General features: G+C 67.3%; 18 protein-coding genes. 13 read left to right on the forward strand and 5 right to left on the reverse strand.

The features are described from left to right. Positions 1-25: 25 nt before the first annotated feature. Positions 26-2437 (forward strand): TonB-dependent siderophore receptor, encoded by a 2412-nt coding sequence (locus HLG70_RS27200; protein WP_171665066.1) that lies wholly within the window; start codon positions 26-28, stop codon positions 2435-2437. Here HLG70_RS27200 and HLG70_RS27205 read toward each other — a convergent pair. Further along, positions 2409-3236 carry an AraC family transcriptional regulator gene (locus tag HLG70_RS27205; protein WP_171665067.1) on the reverse strand — a complete coding sequence of 276 codons (828 nt, stop codon included), beginning with the start codon at positions 3234-3236 and terminating at the stop codon, positions 2409-2411. The genes HLG70_RS27200 and HLG70_RS27205 overlap by 29 nt on opposite strands. A 149-nt stretch (positions 3237-3385) precedes the next feature. Here HLG70_RS27205 and HLG70_RS27210 point away from each other — a divergent pair, with 149 nt between their 5' ends. Further along, positions 3386-4639, forward strand: a complete 1254-nt coding sequence (locus HLG70_RS27210) for an MFS transporter (protein ID WP_171665068.1) — start codon at positions 3386-3388, stop codon at positions 4637-4639. Here HLG70_RS27210 and HLG70_RS27215 read toward each other — a convergent pair. Both HLG70_RS27215 and HLG70_RS27220 read right to left on the reverse strand, forming a co-directional pair. Next, positions 4560-4892, reverse strand: coding sequence for a protealysin inhibitor emfourin (locus tag HLG70_RS27215; protein ID WP_171665069.1), 333 nt, complete (start codon positions 4890-4892; stop codon positions 4560-4562). The two genes, HLG70_RS27210 and HLG70_RS27215, sit on opposite strands and share 80 nt — an antisense overlap. Then, a complete protein-coding gene (locus tag HLG70_RS27220) occupies positions 4889-5953 on the reverse strand; it encodes a M4 family metallopeptidase (RefSeq protein WP_171665070.1) in 1065 nt (354 codons plus the stop codon). Before HLG70_RS27220 ends, HLG70_RS27215 begins: the two co-directional genes overlap by 4 nt. A gap of 194 nt (positions 5954-6147) precedes the next feature. Between HLG70_RS27220 and HLG70_RS27225 the strand changes: the two genes are divergently transcribed. Both HLG70_RS27225 and HLG70_RS27230 read left to right on the forward strand, forming a co-directional pair. Then, positions 6148-6804, forward strand: a complete 657-nt coding sequence (locus HLG70_RS27225) for a DMP19 family protein (protein ID WP_234103265.1) — start codon at positions 6148-6150, stop codon at positions 6802-6804. 237 nt (positions 6805-7041) lie between these two features. Continuing rightward, a complete protein-coding gene (locus HLG70_RS27230) occupies positions 7042-7923 on the forward strand; it encodes a prohibitin family protein (protein ID WP_171665144.1) in 882 nt (293 codons plus the stop codon). Here HLG70_RS27230 and HLG70_RS27235 read toward each other — a convergent pair. After that, on the reverse strand, positions 7916-10021 hold the full coding sequence (locus HLG70_RS27235) for a PTS sugar transporter subunit IIC/EAL domain-containing protein (RefSeq protein WP_171665071.1): 2106 nt from the start codon (positions 10019-10021) through the stop codon (positions 7916-7918). The two genes, HLG70_RS27230 and HLG70_RS27235, sit on opposite strands and share 8 nt — an antisense overlap. A 260-nt stretch (positions 10022-10281) precedes the next feature. Here HLG70_RS27235 and HLG70_RS27240 point away from each other — a divergent pair, with 260 nt between their 5' ends. From HLG70_RS27240 to HLG70_RS27270, 7 genes are all read left to right on the forward strand, one after another. Further along, complete coding sequence (locus HLG70_RS27240; protein WP_171665072.1) at positions 10282-10524, forward strand: hypothetical protein; 243 nt, start codon at positions 10282-10284, stop codon at positions 10522-10524. Positions 10525-10628: 104 nt separating this feature from the next. After that, positions 10629-11132, forward strand: coding sequence for an RNA polymerase sigma factor (locus HLG70_RS27245; protein ID WP_171665073.1), 504 nt, complete (start codon positions 10629-10631; stop codon positions 11130-11132). Then, the gene (locus HLG70_RS27250) at positions 11129-12121 is read left to right on the forward strand and encodes a FecR family protein (protein WP_171665074.1); all 993 of its coding nucleotides are present in this window, start codon (positions 11129-11131) and stop codon (positions 12119-12121) included. Before HLG70_RS27245 ends, HLG70_RS27250 begins: the two co-directional genes overlap by 4 nt. Positions 12122-12347: 226 nt before the next feature. Further along, positions 12348-14684: a ferric-rhodotorulic acid/ferric-coprogen receptor FhuE gene (gene fhuE, locus HLG70_RS27255; protein ID WP_419144797.1), complete on the forward strand. Its 2337-nt coding sequence runs from the start codon at positions 12348-12350 to the stop codon at positions 14682-14684. A 164-nt stretch (positions 14685-14848) separates the two neighbouring features. Then, on the forward strand, positions 14849-15358 hold the full coding sequence (locus HLG70_RS27260; RefSeq protein ID WP_171665076.1) for a sigma-70 family RNA polymerase sigma factor: 510 nt from the start codon (positions 14849-14851) through the stop codon (positions 15356-15358). A gap of 11 nt (positions 15359-15369) precedes the next feature. Beyond that, a complete protein-coding gene (locus HLG70_RS27265) occupies positions 15370-16371 on the forward strand; it encodes a FecR domain-containing protein (RefSeq protein ID WP_171665077.1) in 1002 nt (333 codons plus the stop codon). 129 nt (positions 16372-16500) lie between these two features. Beyond that, positions 16501-18963 (forward strand): TonB-dependent siderophore receptor, encoded by a 2463-nt coding sequence (locus HLG70_RS27270; RefSeq protein WP_171665078.1) that lies wholly within the window; start codon positions 16501-16503, stop codon positions 18961-18963. 10 nt (positions 18964-18973) lie between these two features. Here HLG70_RS27270 and HLG70_RS27275 read toward each other — a convergent pair whose 3' ends face one another. Continuing rightward, the gene (locus tag HLG70_RS27275; protein WP_171665079.1) at positions 18974-20617 is read right to left on the reverse strand and encodes an ATP-binding protein; all 1644 of its coding nucleotides are present in this window, start codon (positions 20615-20617) and stop codon (positions 18974-18976) included. A 173-nt stretch (positions 20618-20790) separates the two neighbouring features. On the opposite strand from HLG70_RS27275, the gene HLG70_RS27280 reads away from it, so the two are divergent. Next, on the forward strand, positions 20791-21312 hold the full coding sequence (locus HLG70_RS27280; protein WP_171665080.1) for a sigma-70 family RNA polymerase sigma factor: 522 nt from the start codon (positions 20791-20793) through the stop codon (positions 21310-21312). Then, positions 21309-22280 (forward strand): FecR domain-containing protein, encoded by a 972-nt coding sequence (locus HLG70_RS27285; protein ID WP_171665081.1) that lies wholly within the window; start codon positions 21309-21311, stop codon positions 22278-22280. The genes HLG70_RS27280 and HLG70_RS27285 overlap by 4 nt, the downstream gene beginning before the upstream one ends. Positions 22281-22357: the final 77 nt, after the last annotated feature.

Raw genomic sequence — 22357 nt, forward strand, 5'->3', positions numbered from 1 at the left:
GTCAGAACCCTCCCTAGGACTGACCATGATCGAACGCTACACCCGCGATGCGCCGCTGCGCGCAGCGCGCCATTTCCCCATCCGGAGCCTGTTTGCCGCCGCTATCGGCGTGGCCAGCGCGGCGGCGGCCGCCCAAGGCGCGGCCGCCGTTGTCGATGTCAACCTGCCGGCCGGGGCGCTGTCGCAATCGCTGAACAGCCTGGCGCGCCAGACCGGCACGCCCATACTGGTGGATGCAGGCCTGGTGGCGGGCAGGACGGCGGATGCCGTGTCCGGGCGCATGACCGCCATGCAGGCCGTCCAGGCGCTGCTGGCCGGAACCCGCCTGCGCGCCCAGGAACAGAACGGCGCCATCGTGCTGCGGCCCGCCGCCGACGATGCGGCGACCCTGGAGGCGGTCACGGTAACCGGCAGCGGCCTGGGCGAAAGCGCCTGGGGGCCCGCGCCGGGATGGGTGGCCTCGCGCAGCGCCACGGGCACCAAGACCGATACGTCGATCCTGGAAAATCCGCAATCGGTCAGCGTCGTGACGCGCAAGGAGATGGATGCGCGCAATGTGCAGACCGTGACCGAAGCCGTCCAGTACACGCCGGGCGTGTCCGTGGACCAGCTGGGCATGGACAACCAGATCGAGTGGATTTCATTGCGGGGCTTCAGTTCGCCGTCGTCCTACCTGGATGGCCTGCGCCTGGGCGCGATCTGGCAGAGCGAGCCCTTTGGGCTCGAGCGCGTGGAAGTGCTGCGGGGGCCGGCCTCGGTGCTGTACGGCGAAAGCGGGCCGGGCGGCCTGACCGGCATGGTCAGCAAGCGGCCCTCTGCCGAGCGGGCGGGCGAAGTGCAGCTGCAGGTGGGGAACCAGGACCGGTTCCAGGGGGCGGTGGACCTGACGGGGCCCGTGGGTGAAACCGACGAGTGGCTCTATCGCGTGATCGCCTTGCAGCGCGACAGCAACACGGCCGTGGACTACGTGAAGAACGACCGGCTGTTCCTGGCGCCGTCGCTGACCTGGCAGCCCAGCGCGGCCACGCGCGTGACGCTGCTGGCGCAGTATCAGCGCGACAAGATCGGATTCCTGCCCCAGTACCTGCCGGCAGACGGCACGCTGCGCGAAAACCCCAACGGCAAGGTGCCGCGCAGCCGCTACGTGGGCGAGCCCGACCGCGAGCATTACCTGCGCGACCAGACGGCGGTGGGCTACAGCCTGGAGCACAAGTTCAATGACACGTTCTCGCTGCAGCAGAACGCCCGCTATGCGCGCGTCCATCAGGAGTTCGACACGGTGACGGGCAACGGCCTGCTGGCGGACCGCCGCACGCTGCGCCGGCGGCTCTTCGACGCCGACCAGACCTCCTATGACATCAACGTCGACACGATGCTGACGTCGCGTTTCAGTACCGGGCCGCTGGCGCACACGCTGCTGACCGGCTTCGAATACGCGCGCCAGCGCTACGACAGCCTGAACTGGATCTGCGGCACGGCCGAGTGCGCGCCGCCCATCGACCTGTTCAATCCGGAGTACGGCCAGGCCATCCGCCGTCCCGATGTTCCGGTCACGGACGCCTTGCAGCATCAGGAGCGCCTGGGCGTCTACGTGCAGGACCAGATACGCCTGGGGCGCTGGGCCTACACGCTGGGCGGACGCTGGGACCGCGTGCGCCAGAACATGATGGACCGCCTGTCCGACACGAACACCCGCAGCTCGGACCACGCCTTCACCACGCGGGTGGGCGCGGCCTATCTGTTCGACAATGGCATCACGCCCTACGCGAGCTACACCGAGTCCTTCCAGCCGACTTCCGGCCTGATCTACCCCAGCTCTCCCGCCAAGCCCACCACCGGCAGGCAGTACGAAGTGGGGGTGAAGTACGAGCCGGCCGGGCACAACAGCTTTGTCGGCGTCGCCTTGTTCGATGTCGCCCAACGCAACATGGCGACGACGGATCCGGTCAATCCCGGCTTTATCGTGCAGTCGGCCGAAACCAGCGTGCGCGGCGTCGAACTGGAAGGCAAGCTGGAGCTGAGTCCGCAGCTGAGCGTGCTGGCCTCCTACACGTACACGGACGCGGAATACACGCGCAGCAATGACGGCAACCAGGGCAAGCAAGTCAGCCTGACGCCGCGCAGGCAGGCGGCCGCATGGGTGGACTACGCCTTCACCGATGCGCTGGCGGGCCTGTCGGCCGGCGCCGGGGTCCGGTACGTGGGCAGTCGCTTCGGCAATTCCTCCAATACGATCGAACTGAGCTCGTACACGCTGGTGGATGCCGCGTTGCGCTATGACCTGCGCCGCATGGGCGGCCAATGGCGCAACGCGTCGGTCGCGCTGAACGTGAACAACCTGTTCGACAAGGACTACGTCGGCGTCTGCCTGAGCAATACGCGGTGCTACTTTGGCGCGCCGCGCACCGTCATGGCGACGCTGACCTATCGTTGGTAAGGGCCGGCTGCCCGTCCGTCTTGTCGGCGAAGTAGCGGGCGGGCGTCTTGCCCAGCGTCTTCTTGAACATGGTGATGAAGGCGCTGACCGATTCATAGCCCAGGTCCTCCGCGGTGCGCTGCACGGAAACGCCCGCGGACAGGCGCTGCAGGGCCAGGATGATGTGCAACTGCTGGCGCCAGCGGCCGAAGCTCATGCTGACTTCCTGCTGCACCAGCCGCGCCAGCGTGCGTTCGCTCATGGCGACGCGCTTGCCCCATTGCGCAACCGTGCTGCGGTCGGCCGGGTCCGCGTTCAGCGCGCCGGCGATTTCGCGCAGGCGGGGGTGATCGGAGATCGGCAGGTGCAGATGCTCGGTGGGCATGCACGCCAGCTGCTCCACCAGCACGTCGGCCAGCTTGAGGTTGGCGGGGGTCGTGGTGTCGGCCGGCTGCAGTTCGGCCAGATGCACGACCAGCTCGCGCACCAGCGGCGTGATCGCCAGCGTGCAGCACGCGGTCGGCAGGCGCGGCGCATCGGCCGGGACGAACAGGAAGCAGACACGCCCGTTGGCGGTGACGCGATTGCTGTGCGGCACGCCGCCAGGAATCCAGACGCCGCATTGCGGCGGCACCATCCACAGGCCTTGAGGCACCGAACAGGTCACCCCGCCCCGCAGCGACAGCACCAGCTGGCCCATGTGGTGCCGGTGCGTCGGGGATTCGTTGTCCCGCTCGGCCGCATGCACGGGCATGGCGAAGGTCCACTGCGTGGCGGAGTCGGGATCAAAGGGAGAGGGCGGCGTGTCGGGGGTATGCATGGGCTGCCCGGCCAGGCGCGGCGGAATGGCGGAATCTAGTGATAGTTTGTCATTATCTCGAAATTCGGTAAAGAGGCGCGTGCGTAAGCTGAGGGCGTCGGAATGCGGCTTGTGCGCGCGTTCCCTTCCCGTTTCCGCAGGTTGCCTCAATGACTCACGTCCCTTCCCACTCCCGTCCCAACAGCCGCCCGGTGCTGCTGATCCTGGGCATACTCTGCATCGCCATGGCCCTGCGGGCGCCGGTCACCGGCGTGGCTCCGCTCATCGGCATGATCCGCGAGCAGCTGGGCCTGTCCTCGGCCGCGGCCGGCATGCTGATCACCCTGCCGCTTCTGGCCTTTGCCTTCGTGTCGCTGTTTGCCGCGGGGCTGGCGCGCCGGTTCGGACTGGAGCGCACGCTGTTCGCGGCGATGCTGCTGATAGCCGCGGGCATCGTCGCGCGCACGCAGGGCGCGGCCTGGGGGCTGTATGCGGGCACGGCCATCATCGGTTCGGGAATTGCCGTCGGCAACGTGCTGCTGCCCAGCCTCTTGAAGCGCGATTTCCCGCAACGCGTCGCCGGCCTGACCTCCGCGTACGTGCTGACCATGAGCGTCGCGGCGGGCGTGGCATCCGCGATCGCGATTCCGCTGGCCAGCCTGTCGGCGGGCGGCTGGCGGTTCTCAACCCTGTGCCTGCTGGTGGTGCCCGTGATCAGCGTGCTGCTGTGGCTGCCCCAGCTGGCCAACCACACCCCGCCGGCGGCGACGACCGCGCATGCGCCGCACGGCGGCCGCTTGTGGCATTCCCCGTTGGCCTGGCAGGTCACGCTGTACCTGGGCATCAATTCCTTTGTGTTCTATGTGGGCGTGAGCTGGCTGCCCGCGATCCTGCGCGACGCCGGTTTTACGGCCGAGCGCGCCGGTTCCCTGCATGGGCTGCTGCAGCTGATGTCTGCCGTCCCGGCCCTGTTCCTGGCCCCGGTGGTGCGGCGCCTGAAGGACCAGCGCGGCGCCGCGTTCTGCTCGGCGGCGGCTTCCTTCGTCGCGCTCGCGGGCCTGATCGCCGCGCCCGCCTGGGCCACGCTGTGGATCGTGCTGCTGGGTTTGGGCACGGGCGGCGGGATCATCCTGGGACTGGCGTTCGTGGGGCTGCGCGCCAGTCATGCGCAGCAGGCCGCGGCGCTGTCCGGCATGGCGCAGTGCGTCGGCTATCTCTTCGCGGCCACCGGCCCGGCGCTGGTGGGAGCGCTGCATGACGGACTGGGCGGGTGGGGCGTCGCGCTGGGCGTGTGCGCCGCCTTGTGCGTGGCGATGGCGGTCATCGGCCTGTATGCGGGCCGGGCTATCCAGATTGGCCGGCCCGGTCCTTCCACAAGCGCACCAGCGTATCCGGCGCATCCGCCTCGGGCACGTCGAAGCTGACCTGCGCGGTTTCCGCGCCTTCGTATACGACCTCCACATGGAAGTAGCGCTGGTCGCCGCTGGCGTCGGCGCACGCGGGCACGGCCTTGGGCGCCGCGTGTTGCAGCGCGTCGCAGACCTCCTGGCGCACGCCCGGCGGGCAGGTGGACAAATCGATGTGGCGGGGCTCGGCCAGGCCGGGCAGATAGGCCAGGCCGCCTTCGCGGGTCAGGCGCACGAGCTGGACCAGGTCGAGCGAAGGCAGTTCTATCATGGCAGCACTCCCACGGTCTTCCAGGCTTGCTCGACGGCGCGGCGCACGGCGGCATCATGCCGTTCGCCGGCAATCACCAGGGTCAGGCTGGCGAAGCCCTTGAAATCCGCGTCATGGCGCAGGCGCTTGTCGCACAGCGTGTCGTACCAGACGCGTCCGGCGCCATTCCAGGCGTTGCCGTCCAGCGCCGTGGCGGCCAGATGGAAGGCGCGGTTGGGGATGCCGGAGTTGATGTGTACGCCGCCGTTGTCGCGCGGCGTATCGACATAGGCGCTCATGTGAGCGGGTTGCGGATCCTTGCCCAGCACCGGGTCGTCGTAAGCGGTGCCGGGCTCGGCCATGGAGCGCAGGGCGCGGGCCTTCACCTTGGGCGTGAACAGGCCCTGGCCCACCAGCCAGTCCGCCTGCCGCGCGGTCTGGCCCAGCGCGTACTGCTTGACCAGCGCGCCGAATACGTCGCACAGCGATTCGTTCAGCGCGCCGGCCTGGCCCTGATAGAGCAGGGCGGCTTCGGTGTCGATCACGCCGTGCGTGAGTTCATGTCCGATGATGTCGACGGCGACGGTGAAGCGGTTGAATATCTCGCCGTCGCCATCGCCGAACACCATTTGCGCGCCATTCCAGAAGGCATTTTCGTAGTCTTCGCCGTAGTGCACGGTGCCCACCAGCGGGAGCCCGTGAGCGTCGATGGAGTGGCGCTTGTAGACGTTCCAGAACAGCTTGTAGGTTGCGCCCAGGTGCGCGTAGGCCTCGTCCACGGCGGCGTCCCGGCTGGCGGGCCGGCCTTCCGCGCGCACCAGCCTGCCGGGCAGGGTGGTGGTGTTGGCCGCGTCATGCACGGCGCGCTCCGGCGTTCCCGCCGGCGCGGCGTGCCGGGTCGGCGCGAGCGTGGCGCGAGGCGGCTGGTCCGCGGTTTCGCGCAGGCTGCGCTGCTGCTGATCGATGATCAGCGTCTTGACGGCGGGCATGCTGACGCGCGCATCGGCGTGTTGCGCCAGGCGGTCCAGCATGTATGGCGGGACCACTCCGATCAGGGGAGCGGACTCGGAAGGACGTGGCATGGTCGGTCTCCGTGGTGGGCGCCGGATGCAGGCCTGGGCGCGGGGCAGGGTTTACGGTAGCAGACGGGCCGGGCTTGAGGACGTAACAGTGTGCGGCGCAATGCGAGCAGCGAGATGGCGCGCAGGGCCGCGTCTCGACAGCATCGCCCGGTTCCGGTAATTTCGTCCGCTTTCCATCTTTGCCGATCCGTTTCATGCCGCCTGTCGACTACCGCATCAAAGCCATCTCGCTGACCGGCACGCATCTGCTGCTGACGCTGGCCAATGGCCAGGAACTCACCGAGCCGATTGCGCGCCACATCCGCCTGGAAAAGGCGTCGCCCGCCGACCGCGAGCAATGGCAGCTGGTGGATGACGGACATGGCGTGGTGTGGCCTGCGTTGCTGGAGCCTTCGCCGGCGGGCATGTTGAATGTGCACGACCTGTTGTGGGACCAGCGTTATGAACAGGCGCTGGCGGCGCTGAGCGCGGCCGACTGGAAGCTGGGCAGCCTTTGCGGCGAGGACCGGGAGCTGGTGGCGCTGTGGCGCATGGAGGCGGACATCAACAACGGCGGCTTCATGCAGTTTCTGTGCAACTGGGGCGATGAGACCTGCCAGCTGGCCTTGCGCGCGTTACGCAAGGTTGGCGCGGTGCACATGCTGTCCGTACTGTCGCGCATGCGGGGGCTGATCGACCGCTTCGAGGCCTCGCCGGAAGTCGTCCAGCTAAACGATATCTACGGTGCGATGACCGCGGAAGAACAGCAGGAAATGGAGGCGCTGGACCATGCCTTCTGGGAGTATCCAGACCGTTGTCGCGCCTGGGACTGCGCTTCTACGGGGCGTGATTTCCCGCTTTTTGGCTCTTGAGAAACGTTTCGCAACGCCTGGGTGCATTCGGTCAACATGCGCTTGCGCCGTCCTTGCCCATGCGGGATAGAATCCCGTGCTTCTTTCCCGGGGGGGACGCTCGATGCGGTATTTCCTGATCTTGGTAGGGGCGGCGGTGGTTGCCTATCTGCTGGCCCGCGGCATCGCGGCAGTGCTCTCGGACCGTAAACGCACAAAAACAGACAGGGACTCGAAGTGAAGCCGACAGACATTCAGATGGTCAAGACGATCGGCGCGGTCAAGCCGCGCAGCCTCAAGGTCGCCATCGGCACCGGCATCCTGTTCCTGCTGATCCTGTTCATTGCCTTTGGTTCGTGGTTCCAGGTGGACCAGGGCGAGCGCGGCGTGGTGCTGCGCAACGGCAAGCTGGTGCGCGTGTCCGAACCGGGCCTGGATTTCAAGACGCCCTTCATCGACAACGTGATGACGGTGTCCGTGCGCGACCATACCTTCGTGTTCGAAAAGCTGGAGGCCTACAGCTACGACCAGCAGCCGGCGACGCTGCGCGTCTCGGTGTCCTATCGCGTGCCGCCCGAGCACGTGGCCGAGCTGTACTCGGAATACGGCACCATCTCCAATCTCCAGATGCGCGTGCTGGAACGCAAGACGCCGGACGCGGTGAAGAACGTGTTTGGCCAGTACACCGCGGTGCGCGCCATCCAGGAGCGCCAGAAGCTGGGCCTGGATGTGAACAACGCCGTGCTGAAGACGATGGAAGGCGCGCCGGTGCAGGTGGTGGGTGTGCAGATCGAGGAAGTGGGCTTCTCGCAGGCCTACGAGCATTCGATCGAGCAGCGCATGCTGGCCCAGGTGCAGATCGAGACCACGCGTCAGCAAAAAGAGACGGCGACGATCAACGCCGAGATCCAGGTGGTCAAGGCCAAGGCCCAGGCCGACGCGCAGCGCCAGCAGTTCACGGCGGAGGCCGACGGCATCCGCATGCGCGGCGAGGCGGAAGCGGCCTCGATCCGGGCCAAGGCCGAGGCGCTGGCCGCCAACACCAACCTGGTGAGCCTGAACGCGGTTGAAAAATGGGATGGAGTGCTGCCGTCCACGCAGGTGCCCGGCGCGGCCCTGCCGTTCATCGGCATCAAGTAGCCGCGGCGCCTGACGGGTGCGCCGGCGTGGCGGGCATCCGTTGCCGCTGGCGCGCGAAGTCCACGATATGCTCGCCGGGCACGGCCTTGCTGTAGTACCAGCCCTGCACGATGATTTCAGCGCTGGACTCCAGCGCCGAAAGCTGCCTGTCGGTCTCCACGCCTTCCACGATGATCTGCAGGTTCAAGGCCTCGCAGAACCGCAGCAGGCCGCTCATCACCAGCGCGCCCCGCTCATGGCTCTGCGCCAGCACGAAGCTGCGGTCGATCTTGACGGCGTCGATCTGGAATTGGTGCAGGTAGCTCAGCGCGGAATAGCCGGTGCCGAAGTCGTCGATATACACGCGCGCACCGATGTCATGCAGCCGCCCGAAGGCGATGTGCAGGGCCTGGGCATCCTCGACCAGCGCGTCTTCCGTGAGCTCCACGGAAACCTGTCCCTGTGCTTGTTCCAGTACCCGGATCAGCTTGTCCAGGAAGACCGCCGAGGTCAGCGTGCCGCCGGTGACATTGATGGTCATCGGCAGCGTGAAGCCTTGCGCGCGCCACGCCAGGCATTGCCGCACCGCCTGCCTGGCAACCCACAGATCCACCTCGCGCATCAGGTCCGCCTGCGCCAGCCAGCGCAGGAACTCCAGGGGGGCCTGCTGCGCGCCTTCCGGGCCGGTCGCGCGCAGCAGCGCCTCGCAGCCAGTGCACAGACCGCTGCGCAGCGACACCTGCGGCTGGAATTCCAGGTAGAAGTCGTACTCGCTGATGGCGCGGATGCGCGAGATCTCGGCCTTGCGCCGTGCACGGTTCGTATAAGTGGCCACCACCGGGTCGTTCGCGTACAGCAGCGATTCTTCCTGGAGTTGCGGGAAGGTGGTGTCCAGCGATTTGAAATAGACCGTGGCGTCGGCCTTGCGCTGGCGTTCCAGCGCAATCACGTAGGGCGCATAGATGCAGGCGCCCAGCAGCACCAGCAGCAGCTGCAGGGCGACTCCGCCCAGGTGCTCGCCGGCGCCGATGTACGCATTGAACAGCACGGGCGAGGTCAGCGGCAGCGCGACCGTGGCCGGCGGCATCCAGCCCAGTTGCACCACGGCCAGCGCAATGACGACGTTGGTCACGGGCGCGAGGATGAAGGGAATCAGCAGCCGAGGATTCAGGATGAGCGGCAGGCCGAACAGCAGGATCTCGTTCACGTTCAAGAGCGATACGGGGATGCTGGCCAGCGCAAGCAGGCGCAGCGATTCGCTGCGGGAAAAAAGCAGGATGGCCGCCGCCAGCGACAGTGTCGCGCCGGCTCCGCCGATGAAGACGAAGGCACCCAGCAGGGTGCTGTTGAGCGCATAGACGCTTTCATAGCCCGCGGCCAGGGTGGTCGCGTTGAGTTGCGTCGCCTGGTCCAGCACCTCCATGATGGGAGCCAGGGCGTGAACGCCGTGGATGCCGAAGAACCACAGCAGGGAATTCAGCGCGGCGACCAGCGCACCGGTGGTGAACGGGTTATCCAGCGAGGCGACGCTTAATGGAATGTTGAATTGGGCCACCGCGGGAATGCGCAGGACGGAGGACAGCAGCGCCATCACCAGGCACGCCGTCAGTATGCCCGGCACCACCATGTTCAGCGTATCCCGTACGTTTTCGCTGATCAGGCCGTCGGGCGCCAGCCGCGTCCAGCGGCGGCGGTGCAGCCATGCCATCAGCGGCACGGTCGCCAGCGGCGAGACGATGGCGATGAAGAGGATCAGGGTGGACGCCGCCTGGGGATAGGGCGCCAGCAGCGTCTCGGCAATGACCACGTACGACAGGCACAGCAGCGCCGTGGGCAGGTGAGGAAGACGGTGACGGATCGAGAGCATATAGCCGATGGACATGCCGGCCATGAGCGGCATGAGGCCGGAGAGCTTGCGGTGCAGGCTGGCCAGCAGCGTTGCGATGCCGTCGGGCAAACCCAGTTGCCGGGCGCAGACGGACAGGAGCAGGAACAATGCCGACACCAGCAGACAGGGCATGGTCCACAGCAAACCCTCGCGGATGGCGCGCAGGGCATTGGCGCTTGCCAGAGCGGCCAGCCGATCTTTTGGGTATAGCGGGAAGATCGATTTCGGCATGGCCGTCGCTTCCCCGGTGGACCTGAGCGATGACGCTCCGTCGCCGGGTGGTGTAAAAATCCGTTGCCGCATCCTAGCGCCTGTATTCATCCTTTAGCAATCCGAATGCGGAGGCCTAGGGATTCCCCTCTGTCAAGAAATGAAAAACGGACGCATCGTGTCAGGACAACGGCGGCGGGACGCTATACGATCAGCCGGAAAGCCGCCCATTCGCGGATGGCGCGTTCTTACGCATAAGCTTCACCAAGAAGGAGACATGGATGTCTCAGTTGGATTGGACGCCCGGCGATACCATGCCGGATCGTCAGGGCTATTACGAAACGCGGCTGGACACGGGCTACACCGCGATTTCGCTTTACAGCGTATTGGGATGGATGCCGCTGAAGACGCCGGGCAACATGGTGAGCTGGCGAGCCTTGCCGCCGGCCGCCGAGAAAGAAGAGGCGGAGCGGCATCTGCAGGAAATCAGGGCCGCGCAAAGCCACGTCCCGATGGATTACTAGGGGCTTGAGCAGGGCCGCGCGGGGGCCGTGCGGGGTGGTAGTTGCGATAATGAGAATTATTTGTAAAATCCGCAGCTTCGCCATCCCCGTTTCCCGATTGGTTCATGTCCCGCCCCTCCTCGCCCCGCACCGGTTGGCTCGCCTACTATGACGAGCTGGTGGGCGTATGGAGCCGGCGCACCGGCAACCGGCATGACGCCGAGGACGCGGCGCACGACGCCATTGAAGGCCTGCTGAAGGCCGACGCCAGCGTTGCGCTGAAGGCGCGCAGCTACCTGTTCCAGGCCGCCGGACACCGGCTGATCGATCGCTGGCGCAGGCAGGCCCGCGTGGAGCATGTGCCGCTGGACGAACTGGACGATGCCGACCAGCCCGCGCTGCTCGATCCGGAATCCCCCGTACGCGCGGCGCGCCTGGCCGACGAGCTGGCGAAAGTCCTGGCGGAATTGCCGCCCAAATGCCGGGAGGCCTTTGTGCTCAACCGCATCGAAGGCTGGACCCAGGCCGAGGTGGCGGCGCACATGGGCTTGTCCAAGAATATGATCGAACGCTATGTCATGCGGGCAATCGAATTTGTGCGCGACCGCATGCATGAACACAATCGATGACGATGCCTTTTTCCAATGACCGCGATGATGCAAGCGATCCCGCCACCGCGGCGGGCTGGTTTGCGCGCTGGCATTCCGGCGACCTGACGCGCCGCCAGCGGCGCGCATTCGCCCGATGGCGGCGCGACCACCCCGAAGGCGCGCGTGAGTTTGATCGCATGCAGCAACTGGGCAAAGCCGCGGCCGATCTGCCGCGGGATCAGGTGCGGACGTTGCTGGGCGGATCCATTCCCGAGCGTCCCCGGCGTTCGCGCCAGTTGCCGCTGCGCATTGCGTTCGCCTGTGCCGCATTGGCGGCGGCCGCCGCCGTGGCCTGGTGGAGCCTGCCCGCCGAGACGCCCTCGTATGCCGTGGCGGTCACCGCCGAGCGCGGCGAGCGCCGGCAGGTCACGTTGCCCGATGGCTCCGTGCTGGAGATCAACGGTGGCACCCGCGCCGACGTGAAGCTCTACGACGGGCGCCGGGAAGTGGCGCTGGACAGCGGCGAAATCCTCTTTACCGTCAGCGCGGACCCGTCGCGGCCCTTCATCGTGCGCGCCGGCGGCGGCGTGGTGCGGGTGACGGGCACCGTCTTCAATGTGCGGCGCGATGCGGACCAGGTGGCCGTGCTGGTGGCATCCGGCACGGTGGAAGTGACCGGCGGCCATTGGTGGAACCTGGGCCGGGCCGTGCTGCGCCCCGGACACGGCATCCGGGTGCCGGGCAGCGGGGCGATCGGCGTGCCGGCGCCCGCCGATGTCGAGAGCGCCATTGCGTGGCGCGAAGGACGGGTGGTGTTCAAAAATGCGCCGCTGACCGAAGTCGTGCAGGAAATGAACCGCTATCTGTCCACGCCCTTGCGGCTGGCGGATGAGCGGGTGGGGCGCCTGCGCGTGTCGGCGTCGTTCAGCCTGGACCGCCCCGAGGCCCTGGTCGACGCCTTGCCCTCCGTGGCGCCGGTCCGCCTGACTCCGCGTCCGGGCGGCCCCACCGATATCAACGCCAGATAGGCCAGGGCCCGGCACGGTTACAAAATAAACGAGAATGGGATTCAGGTATATCCGCGGCTGATTCGTTCTACGAAGGAAGGCGCCAGGGCGCCGCGTTTCCATCCGGGAAACGTCTCTCATCGTCGAACCGAAACAGCAGGTATTTGTGACTATTCCAGCAGCCAGGCATTTCCCCGCGGCCGCGCGACTCGCGTGCGCATCCCCCCGTTTCTTGCTGTCTTCCCTGATGCTGGCGTTGAGCCTGTCGATGGCGGGCGCGCCGGGCAGCGCGCGCGCCCAGGCGGCCGCGGTGTCGATCGATATCGCGGCGCAGCCCCTGGGCGACGCCCTGATGCAATGGGCGGCCCAGACCAAGGTGCGCGTTTTCTACGCGCCGGATGTGGTGGCGGGCCTGAGCACACGCGGCCTGCGGGGCAGCCTGGCGCCGGAGGAGGCGCTGCGCAGCCTGCTGCAGGGCACGGGCGTGACGTATCGCTGGCAGGGCGACAGCATCATCCTGTCGCGCGATGGCGGCGTGGCCAACCTGGCGCCCGTGACGGTGCTGGGCAATACGGACCCGGCCGTGACCGAAGGCACGGGGTCCTATACGACGCCGGCCTCGTCCGCCGCCACCGGGCTGACCCTGTCGCTGCGGGAAACGCCCCAGTCCGTCAGCGTGGTGACGCGCCAGCGCATTGACGACCAGAACCTGCGCTCGCTGGACGAGGTGATGGGCAACGTGGTGGGCGTGCAGGTGGTCAGCGAGGACACCGACCGCACGGACTTCTGGTCGCGCGGCTTCTACATCGACAGCCTGCAGTACGACGGAGTGCCGACCACCATCGGCCTGTCCATGTACGGCGAATCCGACAACGATTCGTTCATCTACGACCGCATTGAAGTGGTGCGCGGGGCCACGGGCCTGATGACGGGCGCGGGCAATCCGGGCGCGTCCATCAACCTGGTGCGCAAGCATGCCAACAGCCGGGAATTCACCGGCTCGGTGAGCGCCGGCGCGGGGTCGTGGAACCAGTACCGCGGCACGGTGGACATGACCACTCCGCTGAATCAGGAAGGCACCGTGCGCGCCCGCATGGTGGCGCTGTACCAGGGCCGCGATTCCTACATCGACCTCTACCATGCCAACAAGAAAGTGTTCTATGGCGTGATCGACGCGGACCTGACGCCGTCCACCCGGCTGAGCGTGGGCGCGGACTACCAGGACAAGCGCCCGCGCGGCTCCACCTGGGGCAGCCTGCCCGTGGTGTTCAGCGACGGAACGCCGACCAACTGGCGGCGTTCCAAGACCACCGCCGCGGACTGGACCTACTGGCACACGACCAACCAGACCATGTTCGCCACGCTGGAACACCGCTTCGACAATGACTGGGAGGTCAAGGCCGACTGGTCGCAGCGCAAGAGCAAGTACGACGCCAAGCTGCTGTACCTGTATGGCGACCTGGACCGCGAGACGGGCACGGGCCTGGGGGCGCTGCCAGGCTACTGGAATTCCTATGCCCAGCAAACCTCGCTGGACCTGCAGGCGAAGGGGCCGTTCAGCCTGCTCGGACGCAAGCACGAACTGGTGGCGGGCGCGATGCGCAGCCGTTATGGCGAGGACTTCTACCGCTACGGCTTCGACCGCGACACGCTGGCCGACACCGGCAATTTCTATCAGTGGGACGGCTCGTTCCCGCAGCCGGCCTGGACCGAATCCACCCTGCGCGGCACGGTGACGCATCAGCGTGGCGTCTATGCCGCGGTCCGCTGGTCCCTGGCGGACAACCTGACCGCCATCACGGGCGGCCGCTACGCCACCTGGGAATCCAAGTCGTCCGAGCGGGACCAGGAGGATTCCCAGTTCATCCCCTATGCCGGCCTGGTCTATGACCTGAACGACACCTACTCGGCCTACGCCAGCTACACAAGCATCTTCCAGCCGCAGGACAACCGCGACAGCAGCGGCAATTACCTGGACCCGGTGCAGGGCCAGAATTATGAGGTCGGCATCAAGGGCGAGTACCTGGATGGCAAGCTGAACACCTCCATTGCGCTCTTCAGGGTCAAGCAAAGCAAGGTGGCCGTGCTGGACGGCGACAAGCTGGTGCCGGGCACGCCCGATCAGGCCTACACGACGGCCGACGGCGTCACCACCAAGGGCATCGAACTGGAAGCGAGCGGGCAATTGGCCCCGGGCTGGAACGCCTATGCCGGCGGCACGTACTACACCAGCCGCGACGCGCAGGGCGTGTCGGTCAATACCGAGAGGCCGCGCGCCATGGCCAAGCTGTTCACGACGTACCGGCTGCCGGGCGCGTGGAGCAAGCTGACGGTGGGCGGCGGCGTCAACTGGCAGATCTCGACCTACAGCAAGGTCGAGACGGGCGATGTCACCGTCACGGCCAAGCAGAGGGCCTATGCCATCTACAACCTGATGGCGCGCTACGACTTCAACTCGCGCCTGTCCGCGCAGGTGAACCTGAACAATCTGTTCGACAAGAAGTACTACCTGGGCGGCGTGGCGAACCAGGTCTATTACGGCGAACCCAGGAACGTGTTCGTCAACCTGACCGCCAGGTTCTGACGCGGTTGCGCCGGGCGCGGGCGCGCAGCCCCGGCGCGAAAGACGGAAGGATGCCCGGGCGCGTCGCCGGCAGGCGCGCCTTGCAAAGACAAAAACCGCAATTATAATTGCGAATCATTTTCATTTTGTCTTGTTCTCTGGCGGCGACGCCGGGCCGGACCGCCATGCCATCCTCTTCATTCGCCCCTCGCGCCGAGGTGCAATCCGTCTATCAGGCCCATCACCAATGGCTGCGCGGAGTGCTGCAACGCAAGCTGGGAAATGCGTCCGACGCGGCGGACCTGGCGCACGACACGTTCGAGCGGCTGATCCGGGCCAATGTCCGCGAACCGCTGAACGAACCGCGCGCCTACCTGCGCACCATCGCCACGCGCCTGCTGATCGGCCGGGCGCGGCGCGCCGCGCTCGAATCCGCCTATGCCGAGACGCTGGCGTTGCAGCCGGTGGCGGTCGAGCCTTCTGTTGAGTCACGCGCCTTGATCATCGAGGCGCTGGAGCAGGTTTGCGAACTGCTGGACGCCTTGCCGATGACCAGCCGCCGGATTTTCCTGATGGCGCAGATCGACGGCCTGTCCTACGCGGAGATCGGCCAGCAGCTGGGCCTGACGCCCAATGCGGTGCAGAAGTCGCTGGCGCGCGCGCTGGTGCATTGCTACACGACTGTCTACGGATGAGCCGGGCCGTCATGGACAGCGCCAAACTGCTGCGCCCGCACGCGCCCGAAGCTGGCGCCATCGATCCCAAGGTGATCCGGCAGGCCGCCGAATGGTGGACGCGGCTGCGCGAAAACGCAAGCCCCGCTGAACGCGAGCGTTTCGACCGGTGGCGGCAGGCGCAGCCCGCGCACGAACTGGCCTGGCAGCGGATCGGCGCGCTTACGCGTGACGTGGCCGTGGGCGTGGCGCAGGCCGGGCCGGCGGTCGCTTCGCGCACCTTGCTGCAAGCGCCGCTGATCCAGTCGCGGCGCACCGCTATCCGCCTGATGGTGTCGGCCGTCGGCCTGGGCCTGGGCGCCTGGGCGGTGACCGAGCGCGACACGGTCCGCCGGCTGTCCGCCGATCTGCGCACCGGCACCGGCGAACGCCGGGCGCTGACACTGCCCGACGGTACGCAAGTGGAGTTGAACGCCGGCAGCGCGGTGGATTTGCGCTACACCGCCAGCCACCGCGAACTGGTGCTGCTGCAAGGCGAGATCCTGGTCGTGACAGCCCGCGATCCGGCGGGGCGGCCCTTCACCGTGCGTACGCGCGGCGGGGTGCTGACGCCGGTGGGCACGCGTTTTCTGGTGCGCGACCTGGAGGCGGGCCGCATGCGGGTGGCGGTGCTGGAAGGCGCGGTGGACGTGCGCGGCCTGGGGCCGGACGATGCGTCGCGGCGCGTGCGGGCCGGCGAGCAGGCCGAGTTCTCAGCCGCTGGCGGCTTTGTGGCGGAGCCCCTGGAAGCGGGCGTTTCCGCATGGCTGGACGGCATGCTGATCGCCAACGAAATGCCCTTGTCGGACTTCCTGAAAGAACTGGGACGCTACCGCCCGGGCCTGCTGAATTGCTCCGGCGCGGCGGCCGGTTTGCGCGTGGTGGGCGCGTTCCCGCTGGCCGACAGCGACAAGGTGCTGGCCATGCTGCAGGAAATCCTGCCGGTGCGAGTGCGCCGCTACACCCGTTACTGGGTGACGGTGGGGCTCGCCTGACCCACGGCCGGCCCCGCCGCCGGCATTTTTGTAACAGCAACGGCGGATATCCCGATCTCACGCTTCATGTAGGGAAAGCAGCCCGGCTTGGAGGCTGCGCCGATCCTTCATGAGCCAGGGAACCTATTCATGTCTTCTCGTCCAGTCCGCGCCGCGGTGCTTGCCCGCCTTCCCTTGCAGCGCACCGCGCTGAGCGCCGCGCTGCGTTTTGCCCTGCCCGGCGTCGTGGCCGTCGCCCTGTGGCCGGCCGCGGCCCAGGCGCAAGCCCAGGCGCCGTCGCAGCGCGCCGTCGCCTTCAGCATCCCGGCCGGCCCGCTCAGCGCGGCGCTGGGCGCCTTCGGCGTGCAGGCGGGCGTCATGGTGGCATCCGATCCCGCGCTGACGGCCAACGCCACGACCAAGGGCGTGGCGGGCACTCATTCCATCGATGCGGCGCTGGAGCGCCTGCTTGCCGGCACGGGCCTGCAGGCCGTGGCGCGCCCGGAGGGCGGATACCGCCTGCGGCAAGCGGCGCCCGACCAGGCCACGACGCTGGCGCCGGTCACGGTGACGGGCAGCTACAACACCACGACGGAAGGCACGGGTTCGTATACGTCGCCTGCGGTCACCATCGGCAAGACGCCGCAGGCGCTGAAGGACATTCCGCAGTCCATCACCGTGCTGACGCGCCAGCGCATGGACGACCAGGACATGACCAGCCTGCCGGACGCGGTCAACAACACGGTCGGCATGGTGGGCGTGCAGGGCGTGGGGTCGGGGGTGGCGATCAATTCCCGCGGCTTCCCGGTGGACCTGCTGCAATACGACGGCGTGCCCCTGCTGCGCAACAGCTACAGCCTGGGCAACTGGGAACAGGATTCGCTGGTGTTCTATGACCGCGTGGAGATCCTGCGCGGCGCGGCCGGTCTGCTGCAAGGCGCGGGCAGCCCGGGCGGAGCGATCAACCTGGTGCGCAAGCGGGGCGGCGCGGAACCGTCGGTGGTGGTGACGGGCAAGGCCGGCTCCTGGGACCATTACGGCCTGCAGCTGGATGCGGGCGGCCCCCTGAACGAATCGGGCACGCTGCGCGGCCGCATGGTGCTGGATGAGGACCAAAGCCATTCCTTCATCGACTACGTGTGGGACAAGACGCGCAACCTGTACGCCGCGCTGGATTACGACGTCACCGACAACACCACGGTGGGCCTCGGGGTCAGCAACCGGTACAGCCGTTCGCGGCCGATGATCGTGGGCTATCCCCGGTTCGAGGATGGCGGCGACATCGATCTGCCGCGCTCGACCTTCACCGGCTCCACCTGGAACCGCGCGAAGAACGACCAGACCATTCTGAACGCGGACGTGACGCATCGCTTCAACGACGCCTGGCGCTTCCGGCTGGCCGGCGTCGCCATGAATGAAAAGAACACGACCGTGCACCAGCGCGCCACGGGTCCGGTGGCGCGCGACGGCAGCGGCATGTCCTACGGCAATTTCGGCGTGGACTTCGACAGCAAGCAGCGCGGGCTGGACATGTCGGTCAGCGGCAACTTCACCGGATGGGGGATGCAGCAGGAAGTGGTGGTGGGCGCGAACTATTCCAAGCTGACCACCAACGACCGGTTCGCGCGGGCCTGGGAGGACGGCGGCAATATCTACGATATCGACCATCATCGTCCCTGGCAGGACATCGACTCCATCGCCGAGGCCGGCAACTACGACGCGCGCAGCGCCTACGATATCCGCCAGAAAGGCATTTATGGCACATGGCGCGTCAAGCCCACCGAGTCCCTGGCGCTGATCGGCGGCGGCCGCGTGGGCTGGTTCGACTACAGCTACAGCGGCGGAGGCAGCACCACCACGTCGAGCACGTCGAACAAGTTCATCCCCTACGCCGGCATCGTCTACTCGCTGACCGACAACTGGTCGGTCTACACCAGCTACACCACGGTGTTCGAGCCGCAGACCGAGCGCACTGTTTCGGGCAGCCTGCTCAAGCCGATCGAAGGCAACAACTACGAAGCCGGCATCAAGGGCGAGCTGGCGGACGGCCGCGTCAACACGGCGCTTGCGGTGTTCCGCTACGACCATAAGAACCGCGCGGTGAACGATTACGACGCCGGATTCGCATGCAATGGCTGGTACTGCTCGCGCGCGGCGGGCAAGGTGCGCAGCCAGGGCGTGGAGGCCGAGATCTCCGGCGAGGTGGTGAAGGGCCTGGAGCTGTATGCAGGCTACACCTACAACACCACCAAGTTCCTGGAAGATCCGGACAACCAGGGCAAGGTCTTCAGCACGTGGACGCCCAAGCACATGCTGCGCCTGTGGGCCAATTACAAGCTGCCGGGCGCGCTGAACCGCTACAGCGTCGGCGCGGGCGTCAATGCGCAGACACAGACGATCAGCTCGGACCGCGAGTTCACGCTGGCGGGATTCACGATCTGGAATGCGCGCCTGGGTTACCAGGCCACGCCGGAGCTGAGTTTCGGGCTGAACATCAACAATGTGTTCGACAAGAAGTACTACGTGCCGTCGTACAACACGCTCGGCAGCAACAACTACTACGGCGAACCCCGAAACGTGATGCTGACCGTGCGCTACGCGCCCAAGCTGTAAGCCGGCGGGGCTAGGCGCGCATCAGTGCATGGACGCGCCGCGCCAGCTCTTCAAGGGCAAAGGGCTTGGGCAGGACGGGCGTGCCGGGAGGCAGCCCGCTATCGTCCTGCGCGGTCTGGCCATAGCCCGTCATGAACAGCACTTTCAGTCCGGGTCGCAGCACCTGGCCCGCCTCGGCCACCTGGCGTCCGCTCATGCCGCCGGGCAGGCCCAGGTCGCAGACCAGCAGGTCAAGCCGCAAGTCGGAGGAAAGGCGCCGCAGCGCGCTTGCGCCGTCGCTGGCTTCGATCACGGCATACCCCAGTTCCTTCAGAACCTCGGCCGTCACCGCGCGCACCGCGGGCTCGTCTTCCGCGACCAGCACGGTTTCCCCTTGCAGGGCCCGCGGCGGCTCGGCCCTGGACTCGGGGCCGGCATGGCTCACGGCGCCGCCATGGCGCGGGAAATACAGGCTCATGGCCGTGCCCTGGCCCGGCTGCGAGCGCACCTGCACTTGTCCGCCCGATTGCCGCACGAAGCCATACAGCATGGACAGCCCCAGCCCGGTACCCTGGCCCGCCGACTTGGTGGTGTAGAAAGGTTCGAAGATGCGCTGCACCGTTGCGGGCGTCATGCCGCAACCCGTGTCCGAGACGCGCAAGAGCAGGTAGTCGCCCGCGTCCAGCCCGCGCTCGCGGGCCGGGCCGGCGGGCAGACTGACGTTGCGTGTTTCGATCCGCAGCGTGCCTGCGCCGGACATGGCATCGCGCGCATTCAGGCACAGGTTGAGCAGGGCGTTTTCCAGCTGATGCGGGTCGACCCAGGCGGGCCACGGCGCGGGGGCGCGGGCGATGTCCAGCGTGATCGAAGAACCTGTGCTGCGACGGATGAGATCCTCCATGCCGCCGACCAGCCGGTTGATGTCGACGGCCTGGGGGGCTAGCGGCTGGCGGCGCGAGAACGCCAGCAGGCGGTGGGTCAGGGCGGCGGCTTTCTTCGCCCCGCTTTGCGCCACGTCGATATGGCGTTCCAGATCGCCGTGCCGCTGTTGCGCCAGGCGCAGGCTGAGCAGTTCCAGGCTGCCTGAAATGCCCGTGAGCAGGTTGTTGAAGTCGTGCGCCAATCCCCCCGCGAGCTGTCCCACCGCCTCCATTTTCTGGCTTTGGCGCAGGGTGTCCTCGGCCTCCAGCAAGGCCTCGGCCTGCGCGCGCTCCGCGCTGACGCGGGAGGTGGTTTCGATGACCGTGTCGATCATGCCGCAGATGGCCCCGTGCTCATCGCGCACCGGGCTGTAGCAGAAGGTGAAGTTCGCCATTTCCGCCCGCCCGTAGCGGTGGATTTCCAGCGGGAAGTCTTCGATGAAGGTTGCCTCGCCGGCGTAGGCGCGTTCGGCGAGGGGGCCGATCATCGTCCAGGCCTCGCTCCAGATGTCGCTGAACGAGCGTCCCAAGGCGTCGGGCTTTGCGCCCAGGATGGGAACGAAGGCGTCGTTGTAGATCGTGGTCAGTTCAGGCCCCCAGACCAGGCAGCAGGGGAACTTGGACGACAGCACCATGCCCGTTGCGATACGCAGGGCAGCTGGCCAGGCGGCGATGGCGCCCAGGGGCGTGGTGGCCCAATCGTGCGCCCTTACCCGTGCAGCCATTCCTCCGCCGCCAGCAAGAAACGGAGGCATGGACGGATCGTTCTGCATGGCGGGCGCGAAGGTGGGGGAGGTGGACTGATTCTATCCCAGCGCCATGGCAGTGTTAAGCCGCCGTCGGGTGGTCAAAGGCCGGCTCGGCAGCTGGCGCGGAGATCATATAAAATAAAAACAATTCCCATTTACAAAATCTGTAGAGTTGCGCCTTGCCTCCGCCCGATTCCCTGCCGATCGACTCTGTCACGAAGCTCTATCGTGACCACCACAGCTGGCTGTCGGTGTGGCTGCGCAAGAAGCTGGGCAATTCCTTCGATGCCGCGGACCTGGCCCACGATACCTTTGTGCGCCTGATGGCTGGCCGCCGCAAGGAGTCGGCCGGCGCCGAGCCGCGCGCGCTGCTGACCCACATCGCCAAGGGCCTGGTGGTGGACCACTGGCGCCGTCGCGCGCTGGAAGACGCGTATCTGGCCGTTCTTGCGCAATTGCCGGCGCCGGAGGCGCCATCGCCGCAAGCGCGGGCGCTGATTCTTGAAACGTTGCATGCGATCGATGCGGCCTTGCGGTCCTTGCCTGCCAGGACGCGCGAGATCTTCCTGCTTTCGCAATTCGACGGCATGGGCTATGCCCAGATCGCACAAAGCCAGCGGCTGTCCCTGTCCACCGTCAAGCGCCACATGCAGACGGCGCTGACCGCCTGCCTGATCGCCTACCAGGCCGACACGCCGTGAGCGCCGTCATCGATCCGGCCATTCTCAAGGAAGCGGCCGGCTGGCTGGTGCGCTTCCAGTCCGAGACCCTGTCGGCATCGGAGCAGGCGGCGTTTGACCGCTGGCGCGGGCGCAGCGCCGCGCACGCCGCGGCGTGGCTGCGCGCGGAGGAGATGCTGCGCGGATTTGGCCAGGTGCCACCCCGGATCGGACGCGATACGCTGCGACGGGCGGACCGCCCGGCGCGCCGGCAGGCCATGCGCGCGTTGGCAGGACTGCTGGTGCTGGGGCCCGCCGCCTGGCTGGGCGGGCGCGAACTGCCGTGGCGGGAATGGAGCGCCGACATGCGCACCGCCACGGGCGAGCAGCGCCGCGTCGAGCTGGCCGACGGCACGCAACTGGTGCTGAACACGGCCAGCGCCGTCGATATCGACTACACGCCGCGGCAGCGCGTGCTGTGGCTGCGGGCCGGCGAAATCCTGCTGACGACGGGCCGCGATCCCGCGCCGGCGCACCGGCCCTTCATTGTCCAGACCGGACAGGGTTCGATACGCGCGCTGGGCACCCGCTTCATGGTGCGCGACGAAGGCGGCAGCGTGCGCGTCGCGGTGTTCGAAGGCGCGGTCGAGATCCAGCCCATGTCGCCGGGCGCGGCCGCCGTGGTGCTGCCGGCGGGGCAGCAGACGGCCTTCAACGCGCGCCAGGTCGAGCCGCAGGTTGCGGCCGACGGGTCGTCGGCGTCCTGGGCGGAGGGCATGCTTGCCGCCCGGAACTGGCGGCTGGCCGACCTGGTGGATGAGCTGGGCCGGTACCGGCGGGGCGTGCTGCGGTGCGATCCCGCGGTGGCCGGGCTGAGGGTGTCGGGCGCGTTCCCGCTGAACGACATCGACGCCAGCCTGCGCCTGCTGGAAAAAACCCTGCCGGTCAGGGTGAGCCGGGTGACCCCGTACTGGACCACCGTGGCGCCTCGCGCCGCCGTTACAAATTAATCGCCTATCGGCTGACACTTTTTTCCGCTTCGTCCGGTGTACCGGGTGAATCGTCGCGACATGCGAGCGTCACCCAG

The sequence above is a fragment of the Achromobacter deleyi genome (genome assembly GCF_013116765.2).
Taxonomy (GTDB): Bacteria; Pseudomonadota; Gammaproteobacteria; order Burkholderiales; family Burkholderiaceae_B; genus Achromobacter; species Achromobacter deleyi_A.